This is a genomic window from Vibrio tritonius (genome assembly GCF_001547935.1).
In the GTDB taxonomy this organism is placed as follows: domain Bacteria; phylum Pseudomonadota; class Gammaproteobacteria; order Enterobacterales; family Vibrionaceae; genus Vibrio; species Vibrio tritonius.
Genome location: NZ_AP014635.1, coordinates 587,859 through 607,828 on the forward strand (window position 1 = coordinate 587,859; position 19,970 = coordinate 607,828).

At 43.8% G+C, this 19,970-nt stretch carries 16 protein-coding genes; 10 read left to right on the top strand and 6 right to left on the bottom strand.

Annotation, left to right across the window (positions count from 1 at the left end):
• Positions 1 to 153 precede the first annotated feature (153 nt).
• From JCM16456_RS02760 to lpxC, 4 genes are all read left to right on the top strand, one after another.
• The gene (locus JCM16456_RS02760; protein ID WP_068712155.1) at positions 154 to 936 is read left to right on the top strand and encodes a cell division protein FtsQ/DivIB; all 783 of its coding nucleotides are present in this window, start codon (positions 154 to 156) and stop codon (positions 934 to 936) included.
• Positions 929 to 2,194, top strand: coding sequence for a cell division protein FtsA (ftsA, locus tag JCM16456_RS02765; RefSeq protein WP_068712157.1), 1,266 nt, complete (start codon positions 929 to 931; stop codon positions 2,192 to 2,194). The genes JCM16456_RS02760 and ftsA overlap by 8 nt, the downstream gene beginning before the upstream one ends.
• A gap of 30 nt (positions 2,195 to 2,224) precedes the next feature.
• Positions 2,225 to 3,430: a cell division protein FtsZ gene (ftsZ, locus tag JCM16456_RS02770; RefSeq protein WP_068712158.1), complete on the top strand. Its 1,206-nt coding sequence runs from the start codon at positions 2,225 to 2,227 to the stop codon at positions 3,428 to 3,430.
• 98 nt (positions 3,431 to 3,528) lie between these two features.
• A complete protein-coding gene (lpxC, locus tag JCM16456_RS02775; RefSeq protein ID WP_068712159.1) occupies positions 3,529 to 4,446 on the top strand; it encodes a UDP-3-O-acyl-N-acetylglucosamine deacetylase in 918 nt (305 codons plus the stop codon).
• 592 nt (positions 4,447 to 5,038) lie between these two features.
• Here the strand turns inward: lpxC and JCM16456_RS23520 are convergent.
• Positions 5,039 to 5,206 carry a hypothetical protein gene (locus JCM16456_RS23520; RefSeq protein ID WP_156430422.1) on the bottom strand — a complete coding sequence of 56 codons (168 nt, stop codon included), beginning with the start codon at positions 5,204 to 5,206 and terminating at the stop codon, positions 5,039 to 5,041.
• 353 nt (positions 5,207 to 5,559) lie between these two features.
• Between JCM16456_RS23520 and secA the strand changes: the two genes are divergently transcribed.
• The 6 genes from secA to JCM16456_RS02805 all read left to right on the top strand — a co-directional run bounded on the left by secA (position 5,560) and on the right by JCM16456_RS02805 (position 15,492).
• Positions 5,560 to 8,274: a preprotein translocase subunit SecA gene (secA, locus tag JCM16456_RS02780; protein ID WP_068712163.1), complete on the top strand. Its 2,715-nt coding sequence runs from the start codon at positions 5,560 to 5,562 to the stop codon at positions 8,272 to 8,274.
• 75 nt (positions 8,275 to 8,349) lie between these two features.
• Positions 8,350 to 8,748 carry an 8-oxo-dGTP diphosphatase MutT gene (gene mutT, locus JCM16456_RS02785; protein WP_068712164.1) on the top strand — a complete coding sequence of 133 codons (399 nt, stop codon included), beginning with the start codon at positions 8,350 to 8,352 and terminating at the stop codon, positions 8,746 to 8,748.
• 86 nt (positions 8,749 to 8,834) lie between these two features.
• On the top strand, positions 8,835 to 9,659 hold the full coding sequence (gene dapB, locus JCM16456_RS02790; protein ID WP_179946786.1) for a 4-hydroxy-tetrahydrodipicolinate reductase: 825 nt from the start codon (positions 8,835 to 8,837) through the stop codon (positions 9,657 to 9,659).
• Between the two features lie 482 nt (positions 9,660 to 10,141).
• Complete coding sequence (gene carA, locus JCM16456_RS02795; RefSeq protein ID WP_068712169.1) at positions 10,142 to 11,281, top strand: glutamine-hydrolyzing carbamoyl-phosphate synthase small subunit; 1,140 nt, start codon at positions 10,142 to 10,144, stop codon at positions 11,279 to 11,281.
• Positions 11,282 to 11,297: 16 nt separating this feature from the next.
• A complete protein-coding gene (gene carB, locus JCM16456_RS02800; RefSeq protein ID WP_068712170.1) occupies positions 11,298 to 14,528 on the top strand; it encodes a carbamoyl-phosphate synthase large subunit in 3,231 nt (1,076 codons plus the stop codon).
• Between the two features lie 184 nt (positions 14,529 to 14,712).
• On the top strand, positions 14,713 to 15,492 hold the full coding sequence (locus JCM16456_RS02805) for a TSUP family transporter (RefSeq protein WP_068712171.1): 780 nt from the start codon (positions 14,713 to 14,715) through the stop codon (positions 15,490 to 15,492).
• Here JCM16456_RS02805 and JCM16456_RS02810 read toward each other — a convergent pair.
• The 5 genes from JCM16456_RS02810 to JCM16456_RS02830 form a co-directional block, all read right to left on the bottom strand.
• Positions 15,428 to 16,288, bottom strand: coding sequence for a LysR family transcriptional regulator (locus tag JCM16456_RS02810; protein WP_068712172.1), 861 nt, complete (start codon positions 16,286 to 16,288; stop codon positions 15,428 to 15,430). The two genes, JCM16456_RS02805 and JCM16456_RS02810, sit on opposite strands and share 65 nt — an antisense overlap.
• Positions 16,289 to 16,408: 120 nt before the next feature.
• Entirely contained in the window at positions 16,409 to 17,287 is an 879-nt protein-coding gene (pdxY, locus tag JCM16456_RS02815) for a pyridoxal kinase PdxY (RefSeq protein WP_068712174.1), read from the bottom strand.
• Positions 17,288 to 17,469: 182 nt separating this feature from the next.
• Positions 17,470 to 18,090, bottom strand: coding sequence for a TRIC cation channel family protein (locus JCM16456_RS02820; protein WP_068712175.1), 621 nt, complete (start codon positions 18,088 to 18,090; stop codon positions 17,470 to 17,472).
• A gap of 82 nt (positions 18,091 to 18,172) precedes the next feature.
• Positions 18,173 to 19,006: a vitamin B12 ABC transporter substrate-binding protein BtuF gene (gene btuF / locus JCM16456_RS02825; RefSeq protein ID WP_068712176.1), complete on the bottom strand. Its 834-nt coding sequence runs from the start codon at positions 19,004 to 19,006 to the stop codon at positions 18,173 to 18,175.
• A complete protein-coding gene (locus tag JCM16456_RS02830) occupies positions 19,007 to 19,960 on the bottom strand; it encodes a cobalamin biosynthesis family protein (RefSeq protein WP_068712178.1) in 954 nt (317 codons plus the stop codon).
• Positions 19,961 to 19,970: the final 10 nt, after the last annotated feature.

Genomic DNA, 19,970 nt, shown 5'->3' on the forward strand with positions numbered 1-19,970 from the left:
CTAACTTGGTATCAATAACAGATTTCTTTATATCAGTATTTGATACTTTGAATGACCTCAGTATAATCCATGGGTTACAGCTAATGCTTTTGCCTCTATTACAACAAAAAAATAGGGTCTTAAATTGCCAGTCGTTAACAGGATATTCGGACTTTGATACAGCAAGCTTTATCTAGAGGAAGTCGACTATCCCATTCACCACTAGTAAAACGGCACGCCGTGGGCGGTTGCTTCTTGCTTGTGGTACTGTTGTTGATTGGCTTTTTAATGTACTCAACGGTCAGTTGGATGTGGGATGAACAACGTCTTCCCCTCTCAAAAATCGTATTACAGGGTGATCTGAAATACGTCACACCGCTGGATGTACAAAAAGCGTTTGCCCAACTGGATCACATAGGGACATTTATGTCGCAAGACATTAATGCCTTACAGGCAAGCGTAGAATCCATACCTTGGGTTGCACATGCGTCGATTCGTAAACAGTGGCCTGATACAATCAAGGTGTTTCTGACCGAGCACCATATTGCCTCCTTTTGGAATGGTAATGCGCTGCTAGATACTGAAGGAAACGTCTTTCATGGCGATATTTCTTTAGTAAAAGAAGAATATGTCAAATTATATGGACCAGAGGGGAGTGCTCCTGAAGTTCTTAAAGTTTGGCGCAAATATAATCCACAATTTCAGCAATTAGGATTAACCATATCTTCTTTGCTATTAAACGAACGTCGCGCGTGGCAAATTATTTTGGATAACGGCATTCGTTTGGAACTTGGTAAAGAATCGCTAGATGAAAGAATCGAACGATTTTTCTTACTGTATAAGAAATTAGGCGATGATGTTGAGCGTATCAGCTATATTGATCTGCGATATGACACTGGTGCAGCAGTAGGCTGGATTCCTCAGCAAGAGTTAACACAAGAGAAGACCGATGACTAAAACTTCCGACGACAATTTGATTGTTGGTTTGGATATAGGCACAGCAACGGTATCTGCGTTGGTGGGTGAAATTCTTCCTGATGGCCAAATCAATATCATTGGTGCTGGTACCAGTCCTTCACGTGGTATGGACAAGGGCGGTGTCAACGATTTGGAGTCGGTCGTTAAATCAGTGCAACGCGCTATCGATCAAGCCGAACTCATGGCAGAATGCCAAATCAGTAACGTCTTTTTATCTATTTCTGGCAAGCATATTGCAAGTCGTATTGAAAAAGGCATGGGGGCAATTTCTGACGAAGAAGTGACCCAAGATGATATGGATCGTGCTATTCATACGGCTAAGTCCATTAAAATTGGTGATGAGCAGCGAATTCTGCATGTAATTCCACAAGAATTTACGATTGATTACCAAGAAGGGATTAAAAATCCGCTAGGCTTATCAGGAGTGCGCATGGAAGTGAGTGTGCACCTGATCACTTGTCACAATGATATGGCAAGAAACATTATCAAAGCAGTTGAGCGTTGCGGGTTAAAAGTTGAACAATTAGTATATTCAGGTTTAGCAGCAAGTCATGCTGTTATTACTGAAGATGAGCGTGAACTGGGTGTGTGTGTCGTTGATATTGGCGCAGGCACGATGGATATCGCAATTTGGACAGGTGGAGCACTGCGTCATACCGAAGTGTTCTCCTACGCTGGTAATGCGGTAACAAGTGATATTGCGTTTGCCTTTGGTACTCCGGTCAGTGATGCGGAAGAAATCAAAGTTAAATATGGCTGTGCCTTAAGCGAACTTGTTAGTAAAGATGATACGGTCAACGTTCCAAGTGTTGGTGGTCGTCCATCTCGCAGTTTACAGCGGCAAACCTTGTCTGAGGTAATCGAGCCTCGCTACACTGAACTGATGGGGATGGTTAATCAAGCCATTGATTCAGTGCAAGATGAGCTTCGAAAAGAAGGTATTAAACACCATTTAGCTGCTGGTATCGTTTTAACGGGCGGTGCTGCGCAGATAGAAGGATTAGTTGAGTGTGCGGAGCGAGTCTTCCGCAACCAAGTACGAGTAGGTAAACCACTCGAAGTGAGTGGACTTACTGATTACGTTAAAGAGCCGTATCATTCTACGGCTGTGGGTTTACTTCATTACGCAAAAGACAGCCAAATGAATGATGAGATGGACTACCAAGAGCCTAAGCGCCAGCAAGCTACGTCCAGCATTTTCAGTCGTTTGCGTAGCTGGATACAAAAAGAGTTTTAACCTGAGTTGCAGGAAAAACGGAGATAACACATGTTTGAACCGATGATGGAAATGTCTGACGATGCTGTAATTAAAGTCGTTGGGGTTGGTGGCGGCGGTGGTAACGCCGTCGAACACATGGTGCGTGAGTCCATCGAAGGCGTGGAATTCATCAGTATCAATACAGATGCGCAAGCACTTCGTAAAGCGAGCGTAAGCACTGTCATTCAAATTGGTGGTGACATCACCAAAGGTTTGGGTGCAGGCGCAAATCCGCAAGTTGGACGTGATGCAGCTCTCGAAGATAGAGATCGTATTAAAGAAGTTCTAACTGGTGCCGATATGGTATTTATCGCAGCAGGTATGGGCGGTGGTACAGGTACAGGTGCTGCTCCAGTGATTGCTGAAGTGGCGAAAGAACTTGGCGTCTTGACCGTAGCTGTGGTGACTAAGCCTTTCAGTTTTGAAGGTAAAAAACGTTTATCATTTGCTGAACAAGGTATTGAAGAGTTGTCAAAGCATGTTGACTCTTTAATTACCATTCCAAATGAAAAACTGCTTAAAGTACTTGGCCGTGGTATTACCCTACTTGAAGCGTTTGCGAGTGCAAACGATGTATTGAAAAATGCAGTTCAAGGTATTGCCGAGCTAATTACTCGCCCTGGCATGATCAACGTCGACTTTGCTGACGTGCGTACTGTGATGTCGGAAATGGGTCACGCCATGATGGGTAGCGGTGTTGCTTGTGGTGAAGACCGTGCTGAAGAAGCGGCAGAAATGGCTATTTCTAGTCCACTTCTTGAAGATATCGACTTGGCGGGTGCTCGCGGCGTATTGGTTAACATTACCGCAGGTCTTGATATGCGTCTTGATGAGTTTGAGACGGTTGGTAATACGGTTAAAGCGTTCGCTTCTGATAACGCAACTGTGGTTATCGGTACTTCATTAGACCCAGATATGGCTGATGAAATCCGAGTAACGGTTGTTGCAACTGGTATCGGTAACGAAAAACGCCCAGACATTACTTTAGTTGCTGGTGGTAAAACGAAAGTAGCAACAACGCCTGCTACTGCACCACAGTCACAACCACAACAAGTTGCAGCTAAAGTGGAAGAAAAAGTGGCACAGCCTGTGCAAGAGAAACCAGCAGCGACATCATCAAATGTCACTTCTGGCAATCAGAGCACTGCGCCTAAGCCAGAAAAAGAAAGCGGTTATCTTGATATTCCTGCTTTCTTACGCCGCCAGGCTGATTAAACTATCAGCATATAATTTGACACTGTTCAAAATTCTGGTAGCATGTGGCTCGGCTCTATTTAGAGTCGAGCTTTGTAGCAATAATTTGAGGCAAGTAGATGATCAGACAACGTACTCTGAAAGAAATCGTGAAAACAACTGGGGTGGGATTACACTCTGGTCGTAAAGTCACACTTACTCTTCGCCCTGCTGCTGCAAATACTGGGATTATCTATCGTCGTACTGACTTAAATCCACCAGTCGATTTCCCAGCAAATCCTGAAGATGTTCGCGATACTATGCTGTGTACAGCATTAGTGAACGATGCTGGTGTTCGTATCTCTACCGTTGAGCACTTAAGCTCTGCGCTTGCTGGTATGGGGATCGACAACGTGATCGTTGAAGTTGACGCTCCAGAGATTCCAATCATGGATGGTAGCGCTAGTCCATTTGTGTTCTTGCTGCAACAAGCAGGTGTACAAGAACTTAATGCGCCAAAACGCTTTATCCGTGTTAAAAAACCAGTTCGTATTGAAGATGGTGATAAGTGGGCAGAAATTGTGCCACACAACGGTTTCAAAATGGATTTCGAGATTGAATTTAATCATCCTGCAATCGATGGTGATGGGCAGCATTTAGTATTCGATTTCTCTTCCCAAGGTTTTGTGAAAGAAATTTCTCGCGCGAGAACATTTGGTTTTATGCGTGATATCGAGTACTTACAATCTCAAAATCTATGTTTAGGCGGTAGCTTTGATTGCGCAATCGTATTAGACGATTACCGTATCCTAAACGAAGATGGCCTACGTTTTAACAATGAGTTTGTTACTCATAAAGTACTTGATGCGATTGGTGACTTGTACATGTGCGGTCATGCATTAGTCGGTGAGTTTCGTGCTTTTAAATCTGGTCATGGCCTAAACAACCAATTGTTACGTGCACTTTTGGCAAACCAAGAAGCTTGGGAATGGGCAACCTTCGAAGAAGAAGTCGGTTCTCCAGTAATATTCGCTGAACCAAATATGGTTATTGCGTAAGCTAAGAAAATTCTAAAGAATAATAAAAGCCAGACAGATGTCTGGCTTTTTTGTTGTCTATTCACGACCATTGTTTATTTTCCCTATTAACAATTGATCGCCACCATACGTGATTGGATCGGTTATCTGTATTGTCTAATTTCTTGATTAAAAGCTTACTTCCTTTGAGGGAGGTAAATCATTGCCGTAGGATCTTTGCCGATCTTATTGTTTGATCAATTTATTGCCGCTTTGATCTTGTCTATTAAGTGTTATCCCCAAATGATCTCCCAAGGGCGAGTTGTATTCTCTTAAAAAGAATTTTGAGATTACTTGGGCTATTTCGATTTTATTATGGTCTTTAGTGCTAATTTCATTTTATCGCCTTAATTGACCATTATTATTAACCAATATTTTGTGAGGTGTAACACTCAACACTGATTGGCCAAATATTGAGTGCTGTTTTCTTGTTCTCGAATAAAGGTGAAGTAGTCGTACTGTGCTAATTATTATGACTATACCCAAGTAACCTCAAGATGCGGTTTCAGCGAGAATGTATTCGCTCATAGGCAAGGCACCGATTTGAATACCTAGTTATACTTTGAATACATAGTTATTCTACGTAGAAAATCGGTAACGCAGCATAGGAGCGAATACAACTCGCCCCTTGGGAGCTCATCAACAAGCCCATTTCTGCGCCCAATGACGTTGAAAGGGAATGACCATTCCTGCCGTCATTGAGCTTGACCTGTGCTCGTTGATGAAGCTCTGAAGTCTGCATCTTGAGGTCATTTGGGTATAAAGTGCGGGTAATTTGACCTAAATGCTAAATTTCTGGTCAATTTGATCGACTTGAGCCGCTTTAGCTATTGATAGATGAGCAGAAAAACCTTAGGTTAAGTGCACAAAATTCTAAGTTTGATCGAAACAACGCGCTTTGCTATTGGTCGTCTGGAAAAAAATTCCTTAAACTAGGCGGCACTTGTATCAATTGAATGCCTTGAAAATAGACATTGTCATCACCATATCACATGTATATATGACTTATCTCAGTATCCTTAGTTGAATAGGTAGAGACCAAAGGCATTAAGAAGTCGATCGATGACGATCTAATTACAGAGAGATCCACAAGAAATGATAACTAAGTTACTGACAAAAGTAATTGGCAGTCGTAATGATCGTACATTGCGCCGCTTGAGAAAGATTGTCAAAGAAATCAATAATTATGAACCAGCTTTCGAAGCGCTATCTGATGAAGAACTAAAAGCAAAAACCGCTGAATTTCGTCAACGTTTAGACCAAGGTGAAACTTTAGACCAACTACTACCTGAAGCATTCGCGACTGTACGTGAAGCTTCTAAACGTGTTTATGGCATGCGCCACTTCGATGTGCAATTAATCGGTGGTATGGTTCTTAACGGTGGTGAAATCGCAGAAATGCGCACAGGTGAAGGTAAAACCTTAACCGCGACGCTACCAGCATATTTGAATGCATTACCTCAGAAAGGCGTGCACATTGTTACCGTCAATGACTACTTGGCAAAACGTGATGCAGAAACTAACCGTCCTCTATTCGAATTCCTAGGTATGACTGTGGGTGTGAACGTACCCAACATGCCTCCTCACGAGAAAAAAGAATCTTACAAAGCCGACATCCTTTACGGTACTAACAACGAATTTGGTTTTGATTATCTACGTGACAACATGGCATTCCGTGTTGAAGACCGTGTTCAAGGTGAACGTTTCTTTGCTATCGTCGATGAAGTTGACTCTATTCTTATCGATGAAGCGCGTACCCCTCTGATTATTTCAGGTCCAGCAGAAGACAGTTCTGAGCTTTACACTCGTATCAATACGTTAATCCCTTATCTAAAGCAACAAGATAAAGAGGATTCAGAAGAGTATCGCGGCGATGGCCACTACACAGTGGATGAGAAAGCGAAACAAGTTTACTTAACTGAAACTGGTCAAGAGTACGTTGAAGAGCTTTTGGTTAAAAACGGTTTGATGGAAGAAGGGGATACACTGTATTCACCAACCAATATCAGCCTACTTCATCATGTTAACGCAGCATTGCGTGCCCATGTGCTGTTTGAACGTGATGTTGACTACATTGTAAATGAAAAAGGCGATGTAGTGATTGTTGATGAACATACAGGTCGTACGATGGAAGGTCGTCGTTGGTCTGATGGTCTGCACCAAGCGGTTGAAGCTAAAGAAGGGGTTAAAATTCAGAACGAGAACCAAACATTGGCTTCAATTACGTTCCAGAATTATTTCCGTCTTTACGAAAAACTGTCTGGTATGACGGGTACAGCGGATACTGAAGCATTCGAATTCAACCAAATTTATGGTTTAGAAACGGTTGTTATTCCAACCAACCGTCCAACGGTTCGTATCGATATGCCGGATGTGGTTTACCGTACTGAAGCAGAAAAATTTGCAGCGATCATTGAAGATATCAAAGAGCGTGTTCAAAAAGGCCAACCTGTTTTGGTTGGTACTGTTTCAATTGAAAAATCTGAGCTACTTTCTGATGCACTGAAAAAAGCGAAGATTAAACACAACGTATTGAACGCGAAATTCCACGAGAAAGAGGCAGAAATTGTTGCCGAAGCAGGTAAACCTGGTGCAGTAACGATCGCAACGAACATGGCGGGTCGTGGTACCGATATCGTATTGGGTGGTAGCTGGCAAACTAAAGTTGAGTCACTTGAGAATCCAACAAACGACCAAATTGACGCTATTAAAGCTGAATGGAAAAAAGTGCATGATGAAGTGCTGCAATCTGGTGGCCTACACATCATAGGTACTGAGCGTCATGAATCTCGTCGTATCGATAACCAGTTACGTGGTCGTTCAGGTCGTCAAGGCGACCCTGGCTCTACTCGTTTCTATCTATCTATGGAAGATACATTACTACGTATCTTTACTTCTGACCGTATGGCGAGTCTTATCCAAAGTGGTATGGAAGAAGGTGAAGCGATTGAAAGTAAACTGCTTTCTCGTTCAATTGAAAAAGCTCAACGTAAAGTTGAAGGTCGCAACTTCGATATTCGTAAACAGTTGTTGGATTACGATGATGTAGCGAATGACCAACGTAAAGTGGTTTATGAACTGCGTGATGCGTTGATGGGATCTGACGATATCAGTGAAATGCTGGATCAGAACCGTGAAGATGTCTTCAATGCTGTTATTGATGAGTTTATTCCACCACAAAGTCTTGAAGACATGTGGGACGTTAAAGGATTAGAAGAGCGTCTACGTAACGACTTTGATTTAGAGATACCTGTTCAACAATGGTTGGATGAAGATGATAAGCTTCATGAGGAAAGCCTGCGTGAGCGCATTATCGAAGAGGCAACAACCATCTACCGTTCTAAAGAAGAGGCGGTTGGTTCTGAAGTGATGCGTAACTTCGAAAAATCCGTTATGTTGCAAACGCTTGATAACTTATGGAAAGAACACTTGGCGGCGATGGATCATCTACGTCAAGGTATCCATCTTCGTGGTTATGCGCAAAAAGATCCTAAACAAGAGTACAAGCGTGAGTCGTTTGAGTTGTTTGGTGGCTTACTCGATGCGCTGAAAGCGGATGTGATTATGGTTCTGTCGAAAGTGCGAGTTCAACAACAAGAAGAAGTTGAACGTATGGAAGCGCAGCGCATTGCTCAAGCAGAAGAAGCGGCTCGTCGAATCAAAGAGCATAACGGTGAGTTAGCTGACCAAGCGAACGCAAATGATGGTCAACCAATTACTCGAGACATGCCAAAAGTAGGTCGTAATGATCCATGTCCTTGTGGTAGTGGTAAAAAATACAAACAGTGTCATGGTAAGATTACCCACTGATATCTGTTAGTCATGAAGAAAGAGTCGCACTAGCGGCTCTTTTTTTGGCTGTTATTTACAGCTCAAGGAGAGGCAATGAAACGTACACATATCGTCGCTGGTATTATTTTCAATTCCGATAAATCGGCTGTGTATATTACCAAGCGTTTAGCCGACCGCCACAAAGGTGGCTTTTGGGAATTTCCCGGCGGTAAAGTCGAAGTTGGTGAAGAGGCTCATGATGCAATGAGTCGTGAATTATTTGAGGAGATAGGTATTTCCGTCATTGAGCAGAGTACTTATCAGCAGTTGGAATACGATTATCCAGATAAGTCTTTGAAGTTTGACTTTATCTTGGTTACTGAGTTTGAACGCGAGCCGTATGGTAAAGAAGGTCAGGAAGGTAAGTGGGTCGCGGTTGCAGACCTTCCTCAATATACCTTTCCTGAAGCGAATGTGCCGATTTTAGAACGTGTAGTAAAAGAGTTTAGTTAGTGCTAGCCAGCGCATTCGATAGTTGGTAGTTTAACTGGGTAACCCTATAAAGTGGAAAGCCAGCCTGAAAAGGGCGGTGAATGAGAATGGAGAATAAGGCAATGGTTAAAATTGCAATTGCTGGTGCTGCTGGCCGTATGGGACGCAATCTAGTTAAAGCAACACATCACAACCCAAACGCACAAGTTGGAGCAGGATCAGAGCGACCAGAGTCTTCACTGGTAGGAGTGGATATCGGTGAGTTATGTGGCGAAGGCCGTTTTGATGTGGCTTTGGTAGACAAACTTGAGCAGGCTATTGAAGATTTTGACGTCATTATTGATTTTACAGCACCGAAAAGCACTCTTGCTAATATTGAGTTGTGTAAACAACATGGTAAGAAATTGGTGATTGGTACCACGGGATTCTCAGAAGAAGAGCGTGCCCTGATTGATGAAGCTGCAAAAGAAATTCCTATCGTTATGGCGCCAAACTACAGTGTCGGTGTAAATCTTGTTTTTAAACTGTTGGAGAAAGCGGCCAAAGTGATGGGCGATTATTGTGATATCGAAATCATTGAGGCTCACCACCGCCACAAAGTCGATGCGCCTTCAGGTACTGCAATTGGTATGGGAGAAGCGATTGCTGGGGCTATGGGGAATCAATTGAGTGATGTCGCCGTGTATGCTCGTGAAGGTATTACCGGTGAGCGTTCTCGCGAAGAAATCGGATTTGCGACCATTCGTGCTGGAGATATTGTTGGTGAACACACTGCAATGTTCGCCGATATTGGTGAGCGTGTGGAGATTACTCACAAAGCGACCGACCGTATGACATTTGCTAATGGTGCCGTTCGTGCAGCAATTTGGTTGGCGGATAAACCGGCTGGTTTCTATACCATGACTGAAGTGCTTGAACTCAATTCTCTCTAATTACATAATTATGCGCCAAATGCTCTTGGCGCATCTATTTTCTTCTGTATTTCCCCCTTCAAGAAAACTCCCTTTTTTTTCGCCTTTATCTCTTAGTTTAGTGTTGTTTTTGATAGTTTGATTGTTAAATGTGTCTGATTGGCTGCTTTTATCTATTTAATCTGAGTGTGTTAACGATTGCTTTCTTGGTCAGATTAACAAGCGGATAGTTGAAAATAGGTGAAGGTCGTTTTTTAAGCGATTTTTATTCATATTAGAAAAATATGATAGAAAAAAGGTGATTTTGGCCATTTTGGCCCGAAATTTTTAATTAGGGCGATAAATCTTCATTTTATTTTTTACTCAATGTTGACAGGTTTGGCTGCGCTCATTAGAATACCGCCAATTTGTCTGTTATACCCAAGAGCAATATTTATACGCGTAATGGAAGGCAAATTTGCAGTTTAATTTAAATTTTTTGCATTTTTATTCTGGAGGTTGTCTTGAGTAAATCAGCACTGTTAGTCCTAGAAGATGGGACAGTGTTCCGCGGAGTGTCCATCGGCGCAGATGGTTCTTCCGTTGGTGAAGTCGTTTTTAATACCTCGATGACGGGGTATCAAGAAATCCTCACTGATCCTTCCTATTCCCAACAAATCGTTACTCTCACTTATCCTCACATTGGCAATACCGGTACTAATACCGAAGATGAAGAATCCACAGCGATTCATGCACAAGGCCTTGTGATTCGCGACCTTCCCCTTATCGCTTCTAATTTCCGATCTGAACAATCCCTTTCAGACTATCTAAAATCTAACAACATTGTTGGTATTGCAGATATCGATACACGTAAGTTGACTCGTCTTCTACGTGAGAAAGGTGCTCAGAACGGCTGCATTATTGCGGGTGATAACTTGGATGAAGCACTTGCGTTAGCGAAAGCGAAAGAGTTTCCAGGCCTTAAAGGTATGGATCTCGCGAAAGTAGTAACAACGAAAGAAGCGTATGAATGGAAACAAGGTTCATGGACGCTTGAAGGTGGATTACCCGCTCCTAAAGAAGATAGCGAATTGCCATACCACGTTGTCGCTTATGACTTCGGTGCAAAACGCAATATCTTACGTATGTTGGTTGACCGCGGTTGTAAATTAACGGTTGTACCTGCGCAAACTTCGGCTGAAGAAGTTTTAGCTCTGAATCCCGATGGTGTATTCCTATCTAATGGCCCTGGTGACCCAGAACCATGTACATACGCGATTGAAGCGACTCAGACATTCCTTGAAAAAGGCTTACCAGTATTTGGTATCTGTCTTGGCCACCAAATTTTGGCTCTCGCATCTGGTGCGAAAACCATCAAAATGAAGTTCGGTCATCACGGTGCAAACCATCCGGTGAAAGACCTAGATCGTGGTGTGGTAATGATTACCTCTCAAAACCACGGTTTTGCTGCTGACGAAGCAACACTTCCTGCGAACTTACGTGCAACTCATAAATCATTGTTTGATGGTTCTCTGCAGGGGATTCACCGCACTGATAAACCAGCATTTAGCTTCCAAGGTCACCCAGAAGCAAGTCCTGGTCCGCACGATGCAGCTCCGCTGTTCGACCACTTTATTGAATTGATTAAACAACACCGCGCTTAATTTGGAGTAGTGAACAATGCCAAAACGTACTGACATAAAAAGCATTCTTATTTTAGGTGCTGGTCCTATTGTTATCGGTCAGGCTTGTGAGTTTGACTACTCTGGTGCTCAGGCTTGTAAAGCGCTGCGTGAAGAGGGTTACCGTGTCATTCTGGTGAACTCTAACCCTGCAACTATTATGACTGACCCAGAAATGGCGGATGCGACTTACATCGAGCCAATTAACTGGGAAGTTGTACGCAAAATTATTGAAAAAGAACGCCCAGACGCAGTACTGCCAACCATGGGTGGTCAAACGGCTCTAAACTGTGCATTAGACCTTGAAAAACATGGTGTACTTGCAGAGTTTGGTGTGGAAATGATTGGTGCAACTGCTGACGCGATTGATAAAGCAGAAGACCGTTCACGTTTCGATAAAGCGATGAAATCCATCGGTCTTGAGTGTCCGCGTGCCGATACTGCGAAAAGCATGGAAGAAGCTTACCAAGTTCTTGATATGGTTGGCTTCCCATGTATTATCCGCCCTTCATTTACCATGGGTGGTACCGGTGGTGGTATTGCTTATAACAAAGAAGAGTTCGATGAAATCTGTCGTCGTGGTTTAGACCTATCTCCAACCAATGAGCTATTAATCGATGAATCTCTTATCGGTTGGAAAGAGTATGAGATGGAAGTGGTTCGTGACAAAAACGACAACTGCATCATCGTATGTTCTATCGAAAACTTCGACGCAATGGGCATCCACACTGGTGACTCAATCACAGTGGCACCTGCTCAAACACTAACAGATAAAGAATACCAATTGATGCGTAACGCTTCTCTAGCGGTACTGCGTGAAATCGGTGTTGAGACTGGTGGTTCAAACGTTCAGTTTGGTATCAACCCGAAAGATGGCCGTATGGTTATCATCGAGATGAACCCACGTGTATCTCGCTCATCTGCACTTGCATCGAAAGCGACTGGTTTCCCTATCGCAAAAGTGGCAGCGAAATTGGCTATCGGCTACACCCTAGACGAGCTAATGAACGACATCACTGGTGGCGCAACTCCTGCATCATTCGAACCCACTATCGACTACGTTGTGACTAAGATTCCTCGTTTTAACTTCGAGAAGTTCAATGGTGCAAATGATCGTCTAACTACACAGATGAAATCTGTTGGTGAAGTGATGGCGATTGGTCGTAACCAACAAGAGTCACTTCAAAAAGCACTGCGCGGCTTAGAAGTAGGTGCAACAGGCTTTGATAGCATGGTTGACCTAGATGCTCCAGATTCACTGACTAAAATTCGCTACGAATTGAAAGAAGCGGGTGCTGAGCGTATTTGGTACATCGCTGATGCATTCCGTGCTGGTATGTCAGTTGATGGTATCTTTAACCTAACGAATATTGACCGTTGGTTCCTAGTTCAAATAGAAGAGCTAGTGAACATTGAAGCTGATATTAAAGCAGGTGGTTTTGCAGGTCTAACTGAAGAAGTGCTTCGCCGCGCGAAACGTAAAGGTTTTGCTGATGCTCGCCTATCTAAACTTCTTGGTGTGGCTGAAAAAGAAATTCGTCGCCTACGTGACCAATACGATATTCACCCAGTTTACAAACGCGTGGATACTTGTGCGGCGGAATTTGCCTCTGATACAGCTTACATGTACTCATCATACGATGAAGAGTGTGAAGCAAACCCAACTGACCGTGAGAAAATCATGGTATTGGGCGGTGGTCCAAACCGTATCGGTCAAGGTATCGAATTCGACTACTGTTGTGTACACGCTTCACTAGCACTACGTGAAGACGGTTACGAAACCATCATGGTGAACTGTAACCCAGAAACAGTATCAACCGACTACGACACATCAGACCGTCTGTACTTCGAACCTGTTACTTTGGAAGATGTTCTTTCCATCGTACGTGTTGAAAAACCAAAAGGCGTGATCGTTCAATACGGTGGTCAAACACCACTGAAATTGGCGCGTGAATTGGAAGCATGTGGTGTGCCAATTATTGGTACTAGCCCAGATGCCATCGACCGTGCAGAAGACCGTGAACGTTTCCAACACGCAGTTGAACGTCTAGGTTTGAAACAGCCAGAAAACGCAACTGTAACAGCGCTTGACCAAGCAGTAGAGAAAGCGAAAGAGATTGGTTACCCATTGGTTGTTCGTCCTTCATACGTGCTGGGCGGCCGTGCAATGGAAATCGTTTATGACGAAAAAGACTTGCGTCGTTACTTCAACGAAGCGGTTAGCGTATCAAACGAGTCACCAGTGTTACTAGACCGTTTCCTTGACGATGCAACTGAAGTGGATATCGATGCTATCTGTGACGGTGAGCGCGTGCTTATCGGCGGTATCATGGAGCACATTGAACAAGCAGGTGTTCACTCAGGTGACTCAGCATGTTCATTGCCAGCATTCACTCTAAGCCAAGAAATCCAAGACAAAATGCGTGAAGAAGTTGAAAAACTTGCATTTGAATTGGGTGTACGCGGTTTGATGAATACTCAGTTTGCGGTTAAAGATAACGAAATCTACCTAATCGAAGTTAACCCACGTGCTGCTCGTACGGTTCCATTCGTATCGAAAGCAACAGGTGCACAACTTGCGAAAATCGCAGCGCGTGTAATGGTAGGTCAAACACTAGAGCAACAGGGTTACACGAAAGAAATTATCCCTCCTTACTACGCAGTAAAAGAGGTGGTACTTCCATTTAACAAATTCCCTGGCGTTGACCCACTATTAGGTCCTGAAATGCGCTCTACTGGTGAAGTCATGGGTATCGGCGAAACTTTCGCAGAAGCCTTTGCTAAAGCTGAAATGGCTTGTGGTAGCTTCAACCCTGAAGCGGGTCGTGCACTTCTATCGGTTCGTGAAGGCGATAAGAAACGCGTAGTTTCTCTAGCATCTAAATTGGTGGATCTAGGTTACCAACTGGATGCAACTCACGGTACAGCTGTGATTCTAGGCGAAGCGGGTATTAACCCACGCTTGGTGAACAAGGTACATGAAGGTCGTCCACACATTCTTGACCGCATTAAGAACAATGAATACACCTACATTGTGAATACAGCGGCAGGTCGTCAAGCGATTGAAGATTCTAAAGTGCTTCGCCGTGGCGCGCTAGCTGAGAAAGTGAACTACACTACGACGCTAAACGCAGCATTCGCAACGTGCCAAGCACATAAAGAAGATCCGAAAGCGGTCGTACGTTCTGTTCAAGAATTGCATGCTCGCATTCAAGAAAAAAAGGCATAATGCCATAAGTTAAAAGAGAGATAATCTCTCTTTAGACAACCTCTTTACCCGCCCTTTAAGGGCGGGTTTTTTATTATTTGATTGATGAATATTAGGAATAGGTTGTTATCTTTGCTTTCGCTTTTTATTGCGATTCTACAGTGATAATGTTCGCTTTTTACCGGTCATTGAATTTAGGTGTTTCATGGAAGTATCGTTAGAGATATTGGCATTGCTGTTTTTAGTTGCGGGGGCGGCGGGATTTATTGATGCCATGGCTGGTGGTGGTGGTTTACTAACCCTTCCTGCATTACTTGCTGCGGGAGTTCCACCAGCACAAGCATTGGCGACGAACAAATTGCAGAGTTCATTTGGTAGCTTTTCTGCATCGTTGTACTTTGTGCGTCATGGTTTGGTTAACTTGAAAGAAATGGCGTTTGCGATTGTCTGCACATATATTGGTGCTGCAACGGGGGCGGAACTGGTCCAAAGAATTGATGCTTCAGTCCTCACAACTTTGATTCCAGGATTATTGATTGGTATTTCACTCTATTTTCTACTGGCACCACAAACGCGTAAAAATGTGGATAAAAAGCCTCTTTCACCGATTTGGTTTGCACTGATTATAGGTACTTGCGTTGGTTTCTATGATGGCTTCTTTGGACCCGGTACAGGGTCGATTTTTACGGTGTGTTTCGTGTTATTGGGACATTTCAGCTTGGTTGAAGCGACCGCAAGAACCAAAATTTTGAATTTCACCTCTAATTTTGCGGCGCTCACTTTCTTTTTGATTGCGGGATTACCGATTTGGAAGATTGGCCTGGTGATGGCTGTCGGGCAGTTTATTGGCGGGCGTTTAGGCGCTAAAGTGGTGATTGCCAAAGGACAAAAGTGGATTCGCCCTTTGGTCATTACGATGTCTATGGTGATGGCGATAAAATTGCTTTGGGAACAGCACCAACAATGGTTTCTATCAATCTTTTAACTCGCGCTACACGATAGGTATTCGCCCTGACACAGATGTGAATTGGGCGAATTAACGGAGCAAGTTGAGGAAAATCAAAGCAATATCGAGGATCTATGTTGAGCGTTTGTACTACTGATAGTGGTACAAGAGCGGGGGCGGTTCCTCCTAAAGCCAGCTGTGCGGCTGCAGTGTAGGAATCCATCTGCATGACGGGATTGATGCCTAACTTTGCTAATATCGCACTCTGGTAAGTATTAGCAGGATTGACAAGATCGTTGGTGATCAATTCATCGGGTAGCCGATCTAAATGTTTGTGGCTCACGATCAAAAAGGGTTCGTCGCATAGATGGAATGCCAACAGTCCATGGTTACTGACAATGTAACCAGCACAGAACCCTAGAGTAGCTCGACCTGATTTAACGTTTTCTACGATTCTTGGTGTGTGGTTTGTGGTGATTGAAAAATGACGATCACTTTGACGATATTGGCCAAGCACTTTAAAAAGGTAACCAGCAACGAGCGTTTCGGAGCAATCAATACGAATTTGAGAATGATCTTCTAATGATTCTTGATCAAACATTAAGCCCCTTAATTCGTTAAAGGTTGGCTCAATATTAGCGATTAGTTGTTCGGCTTCTGGAGTGAGTTTAATGTGGCGACCTGAAGGAACGATCAGTTTTTTCCCAAGCTTTTGTTCAAGGTTGGCAATCCGTTTACTCACTGCTGACTGGCTTATATAAAGCTGTGAGCCTGTTCGGCTCATGGTTTTCTCTTTGCTTAGTACCAGTAGTGTTTCTATTCCTTCGAGTAACATAAGTTGTTCTTATCGCGTGCTGATACGGCCATTTAAGCAAAATGTACTTTAGAAGTGTAGTGTTTATTGAGCACAAGAAGAACCCGCTTTGAAGCGGGTTCTGAATCACAAAAATAGGGTTTAGGCGAATGTAGCTGAATGCTCTTTCACTAATTGCGCTGGGAAGTGTTCACTCGGAGAGACTAATTCATCTTGAGCACTGATGGTTTGCAGTTCCCATTCTCCACTTTTATGAGTCGCCTTGAGCACACCATGAACAGCATCATGGCAATGCTGAAATGCTTGTAGTGGTGTCCAGCCTTTTAAAAGGCCTGCAGTAAAGATTGAAGTAATTAGGTCGCCGACTCCAATAGGCTCTTTGGTGATAGGGAATAGCGGGCGTTTTGCCAAATAGATCCCCTCTTTGGTTGCGAGCATCATATTGAAACAGCTGTTATCAACACCATGCAGATGTTTAGCAATGACCAACTTTGGTCCTTTTTTTAGTGCGCGACGACATGCCTCAACCGCGTCTTCTAAACAGGAAATTTGCATGTTGGCTATTTGAGCTAATTCAAATTGATTTGGTACGATGACATCGGCAATTGGTATTAGGGTACTGATCAGTTGTTCGGTGATTCCTGGCGCAACAATACATCCTTTTGCAGGATTGCTCATTACCGGATCGCACACATAAATCGCATTAGGATTGTGTGATTTCACCTTAGCTACGGTGTCTGCCACGACGGAGCATTGTTCAGCAGTGCCTTGATAGCCTGTGACGACAGCGTGGCAGTCTTTCAGTACATCCAAATTTTCTAATCCGCGTACGACGTCAGCGATATCCTGCGCTGAAAATGCATGCCCCGTCCACCCCTGCGTATAATGAGTGTGATTTGAAAATTGGACGGTATGGATTGGCCAAACTTCAAACCCCATTCTTTGCATAGGAAATACAGCACTACTGTTGCCAGCATGGCCATAACTCACATGGGATTGGATGGATAGAATTCCTTGCATAACTATCGTATCTCTTAATGTTAATATGAATGTATAACAAACGGTGTAGACCGCATGGGGTCTGGTTTCGTGACGTGAAGCACATTTATCCTTAGGCTACACCTAACATGAGCAAAGCAACAGTGATATTTACACCATAAGAGAGTTTATTCCTTACTCGACCGGCAGTGATACGCCAAGCATTACTTATTTAAAGCAAAAATTGGTAATGATAGATGCCAACGAATCGCGCCCAAACGAATAATGAGTGTTGAGAGTACACCTGAAGCCAATGCCGTTGATGGTGCGTAGCCTAGTGATAATGCGGTTGTATGGAAGATTCCCCCAATGATACAGGCTGTTGCGTAGACTTCACTGCGTAGAACCATAGGGATTTCTCTGGCTAATACATCACGAATAATACCACCGCCGCAGCCGGTGAGTACGCCCATAATGATTGCCACAAGTGCAGAATCCTGATAACTCATTGCTTTATCAACGCCGATTCCCACAAATACTGCAAGACCAATAGCATCACAAACAGGAAGTATCCACCAAGCAACGCGTTTAGGGCGTCTTACGACTAACATCGTCAGTACACATGTGGTGAGAATGACCCACAGGTAAGTGGTATTACGAATCCAGAATACTGGAGTCGCTCCAAGCGCCATATCGCGAATGGTCCCTCCACCAATAGCTGTGACGCTTGCTAACACGATAACCCCGAAAGGGTCCATGCGTAAGCGACCTGCGAGCAGAACACCGGAAATAGCGAAAACTGCAGTGCCAAATAAGTCTATAAAGTAGAGAAGTGAAGTATCCAAGGTTATCTGCTCTATTCATCAATAACGGAAGAAATTGGGCACGAATTGTACGCGTTTTTTTATTGGCTAGGCTACTTTTTTCTTACTTTTGCGCTCTTGCCTTGGCGAAGTACTCGCAGACCTCTTTTATGGCTCGCACTGTGCGCGGTGTTGGGCGATTTAACCAGTCTGAATGGAGCTTCCACACCTGATGTTTTGCCACCGCTGGCAGCTCATCGTGCCAATCATTCCACATTGAACCATCAGACATAGCATGCTCCGACGTAAAGATCACTTGTGGTTTAGCAAGTATCACCTGTTCCATTCCGACTTGAGGATAAGGGCTGGGGCTTTTAACAAACACATTCTTACCGCCGCAGAAAGAGAACACTTCACTTGGCCAGCTATCTTGAGCCACTGTGATGATTGGCTTTTGACTCAGTTGGTAAAAGTAGGGGACAGGTTTGCCATGACCATATTGCGTATGTAAAGCCGATAATTGGTCTCGAAAGGTTTGTGCTGCTTGATGGCCGATGTTGGGGTCATCGGCAAATTGGCTCAATTGGTCGATATTGGTCGCGATGTCTGCCAAGGTTTGTACATGAGAAGCGTAAAGTTTAAAGCCCATCTGTTTGAGTTTTTCCAGTTCTCGTACCGGATTACCCGCAGGCCAAGTGATAATAAGGTCAGGCTCTAAAGCCACAATGCGATCGACATTAATACCTTTGTAGTTAGCGACTTTCTCAAGCTTTTGCGCTGCGGGTGGATAATCGCTGTAATCACTAACGGCAACCAGTTTATCGCCAAGGCCTGCCGCATAGGCAAGTTCTGTTGCGTGAGGAGAGAGGCTAACAATGCGATGGATTGGGTTTTGTGCCTGACTGAAAAAAGATGCTAACAGCAATAAAATGACAGAAAAAAGGCGAGCAACAGGCATCTATATCCCTTGATAAATGGCAAATAAAATAACGCTTTCTAATAAAATCCAGATTAGTGAACGCCAAGCTAGTAGGCTCTGGATTTGATGCAAATGAATTGAAGCTGGCGCAATACGACCGCCAATTTTGCTGCGAATGGCTTTTTTCTTGCCATAAATTGCAGGGCCACCTAAAGACAACTCCAATTTATTACCCACCACACAAAGTAACCAAGCCGGTCCTGGTAGCGGCCATGATGGTGCTTGTTCTCTGACTTTTGTGAGAATTTGAGTGCTGCCTTTACCGATGAGTAGAATTAGGCTAAACAGGCGCATAGGTAACCATTCAAGCATGGAGATTACGCGAATGATGGGCAGGCCAAATGGGGAGAATTCTTCACGAGAAGGAGACCAAGCTCTGCCGAGTTCTGCTAATAAACGGTACGTTAGTGCACCGATACCACCCAATAACCCATACCAAAACAGCACAGAAATGACATTTCGACCAAAGCCCATGATGAGTGTTTCTGCACTTGCTTTGCCTAGTCCAAGCGCTGAGAGTCTTGATGTGTCTCGGTTAACGTAAGGTGCGAGTGCTTCTCTGGCGCTGGCTTTGTCTTGTTCTGCTAGCGATAGCGAAATGCGTTTGGATAGCTGTTCTTGGGTTCGCCAATCAAATGCCAATAGCAACAAGGCCAACTCAAATAGAGCAGGTTGCCAAACTAAGGTTTTAAGTGCGACCAACACCATTATGGTTGGAATGATCATCAGTAACCAAGCGAGTGTGCCGGAAATGTAGCTTTGTTGGTAACTGCTGTTACGGTTCACTTTACTCGCGAGTAACTCGGCAAACTTATGCCATAAAGTAACCGGATGAGCCGTGTGCGGGATCGGAATTATAAGATGAAATAGCAACGCTCCCCATAAAGCGAGGAGCGTTCCATTGGCATAAACTTGGTGAAAGAATCCGTCCATTCACAACTTC

Coding starts and splice junctions, on each gene's coding strand:
- ftsA (WP_068712157.1), top strand. CDS start 929: ATGACTAAAACTTCCGACGACAATTTGATTGTTGGTTTGGATATAGGC.
- ftsZ (WP_068712158.1), top strand. CDS start 2,225: ATGTTTGAACCGATGATGGAAATGTCTGACGATGCTGTAATTAAAGTC.
- lpxC (WP_068712159.1), top strand. CDS start 3,529: ATGATCAGACAACGTACTCTGAAAGAAATCGTGAAAACAACTGGGGTG.
- JCM16456_RS23520 (WP_156430422.1), bottom strand. CDS start 5,206: ATGCAGACTTCAGAGCTTCATCAACGAGCACAGGTCAAGCTCAATGAC.
- secA (WP_068712163.1), top strand. CDS start 5,560: ATGATAACTAAGTTACTGACAAAAGTAATTGGCAGTCGTAATGATCGT.
- mutT (WP_068712164.1), top strand. CDS start 8,350: ATGAAACGTACACATATCGTCGCTGGTATTATTTTCAATTCCGATAAA.
- dapB (WP_179946786.1), top strand. CDS start 8,835: ATGGAGAATAAGGCAATGGTTAAAATTGCAATTGCTGGTGCTGCTGGC.
- carB (WP_068712170.1), top strand. CDS start 11,298: ATGCCAAAACGTACTGACATAAAAAGCATTCTTATTTTAGGTGCTGGT.
- JCM16456_RS02805 (WP_068712171.1), top strand. CDS start 14,713: ATGGAAGTATCGTTAGAGATATTGGCATTGCTGTTTTTAGTTGCGGGG.
- JCM16456_RS02810 (WP_068712172.1), bottom strand. CDS start 16,288: ATGTTACTCGAAGGAATAGAAACACTACTGGTACTAAGCAAAGAGAAA.
- pdxY (WP_068712174.1), bottom strand. CDS start 17,287: ATGCAAGGAATTCTATCCATCCAATCCCATGTGAGTTATGGCCATGCT.
- btuF (WP_068712176.1), bottom strand. CDS start 19,006: ATGCCTGTTGCTCGCCTTTTTTCTGTCATTTTATTGCTGTTAGCATCT.
- JCM16456_RS02830 (WP_068712178.1), bottom strand. CDS start 19,960: ATGGACGGATTCTTTCACCAAGTTTATGCCAATGGAACGCTCCTCGCT.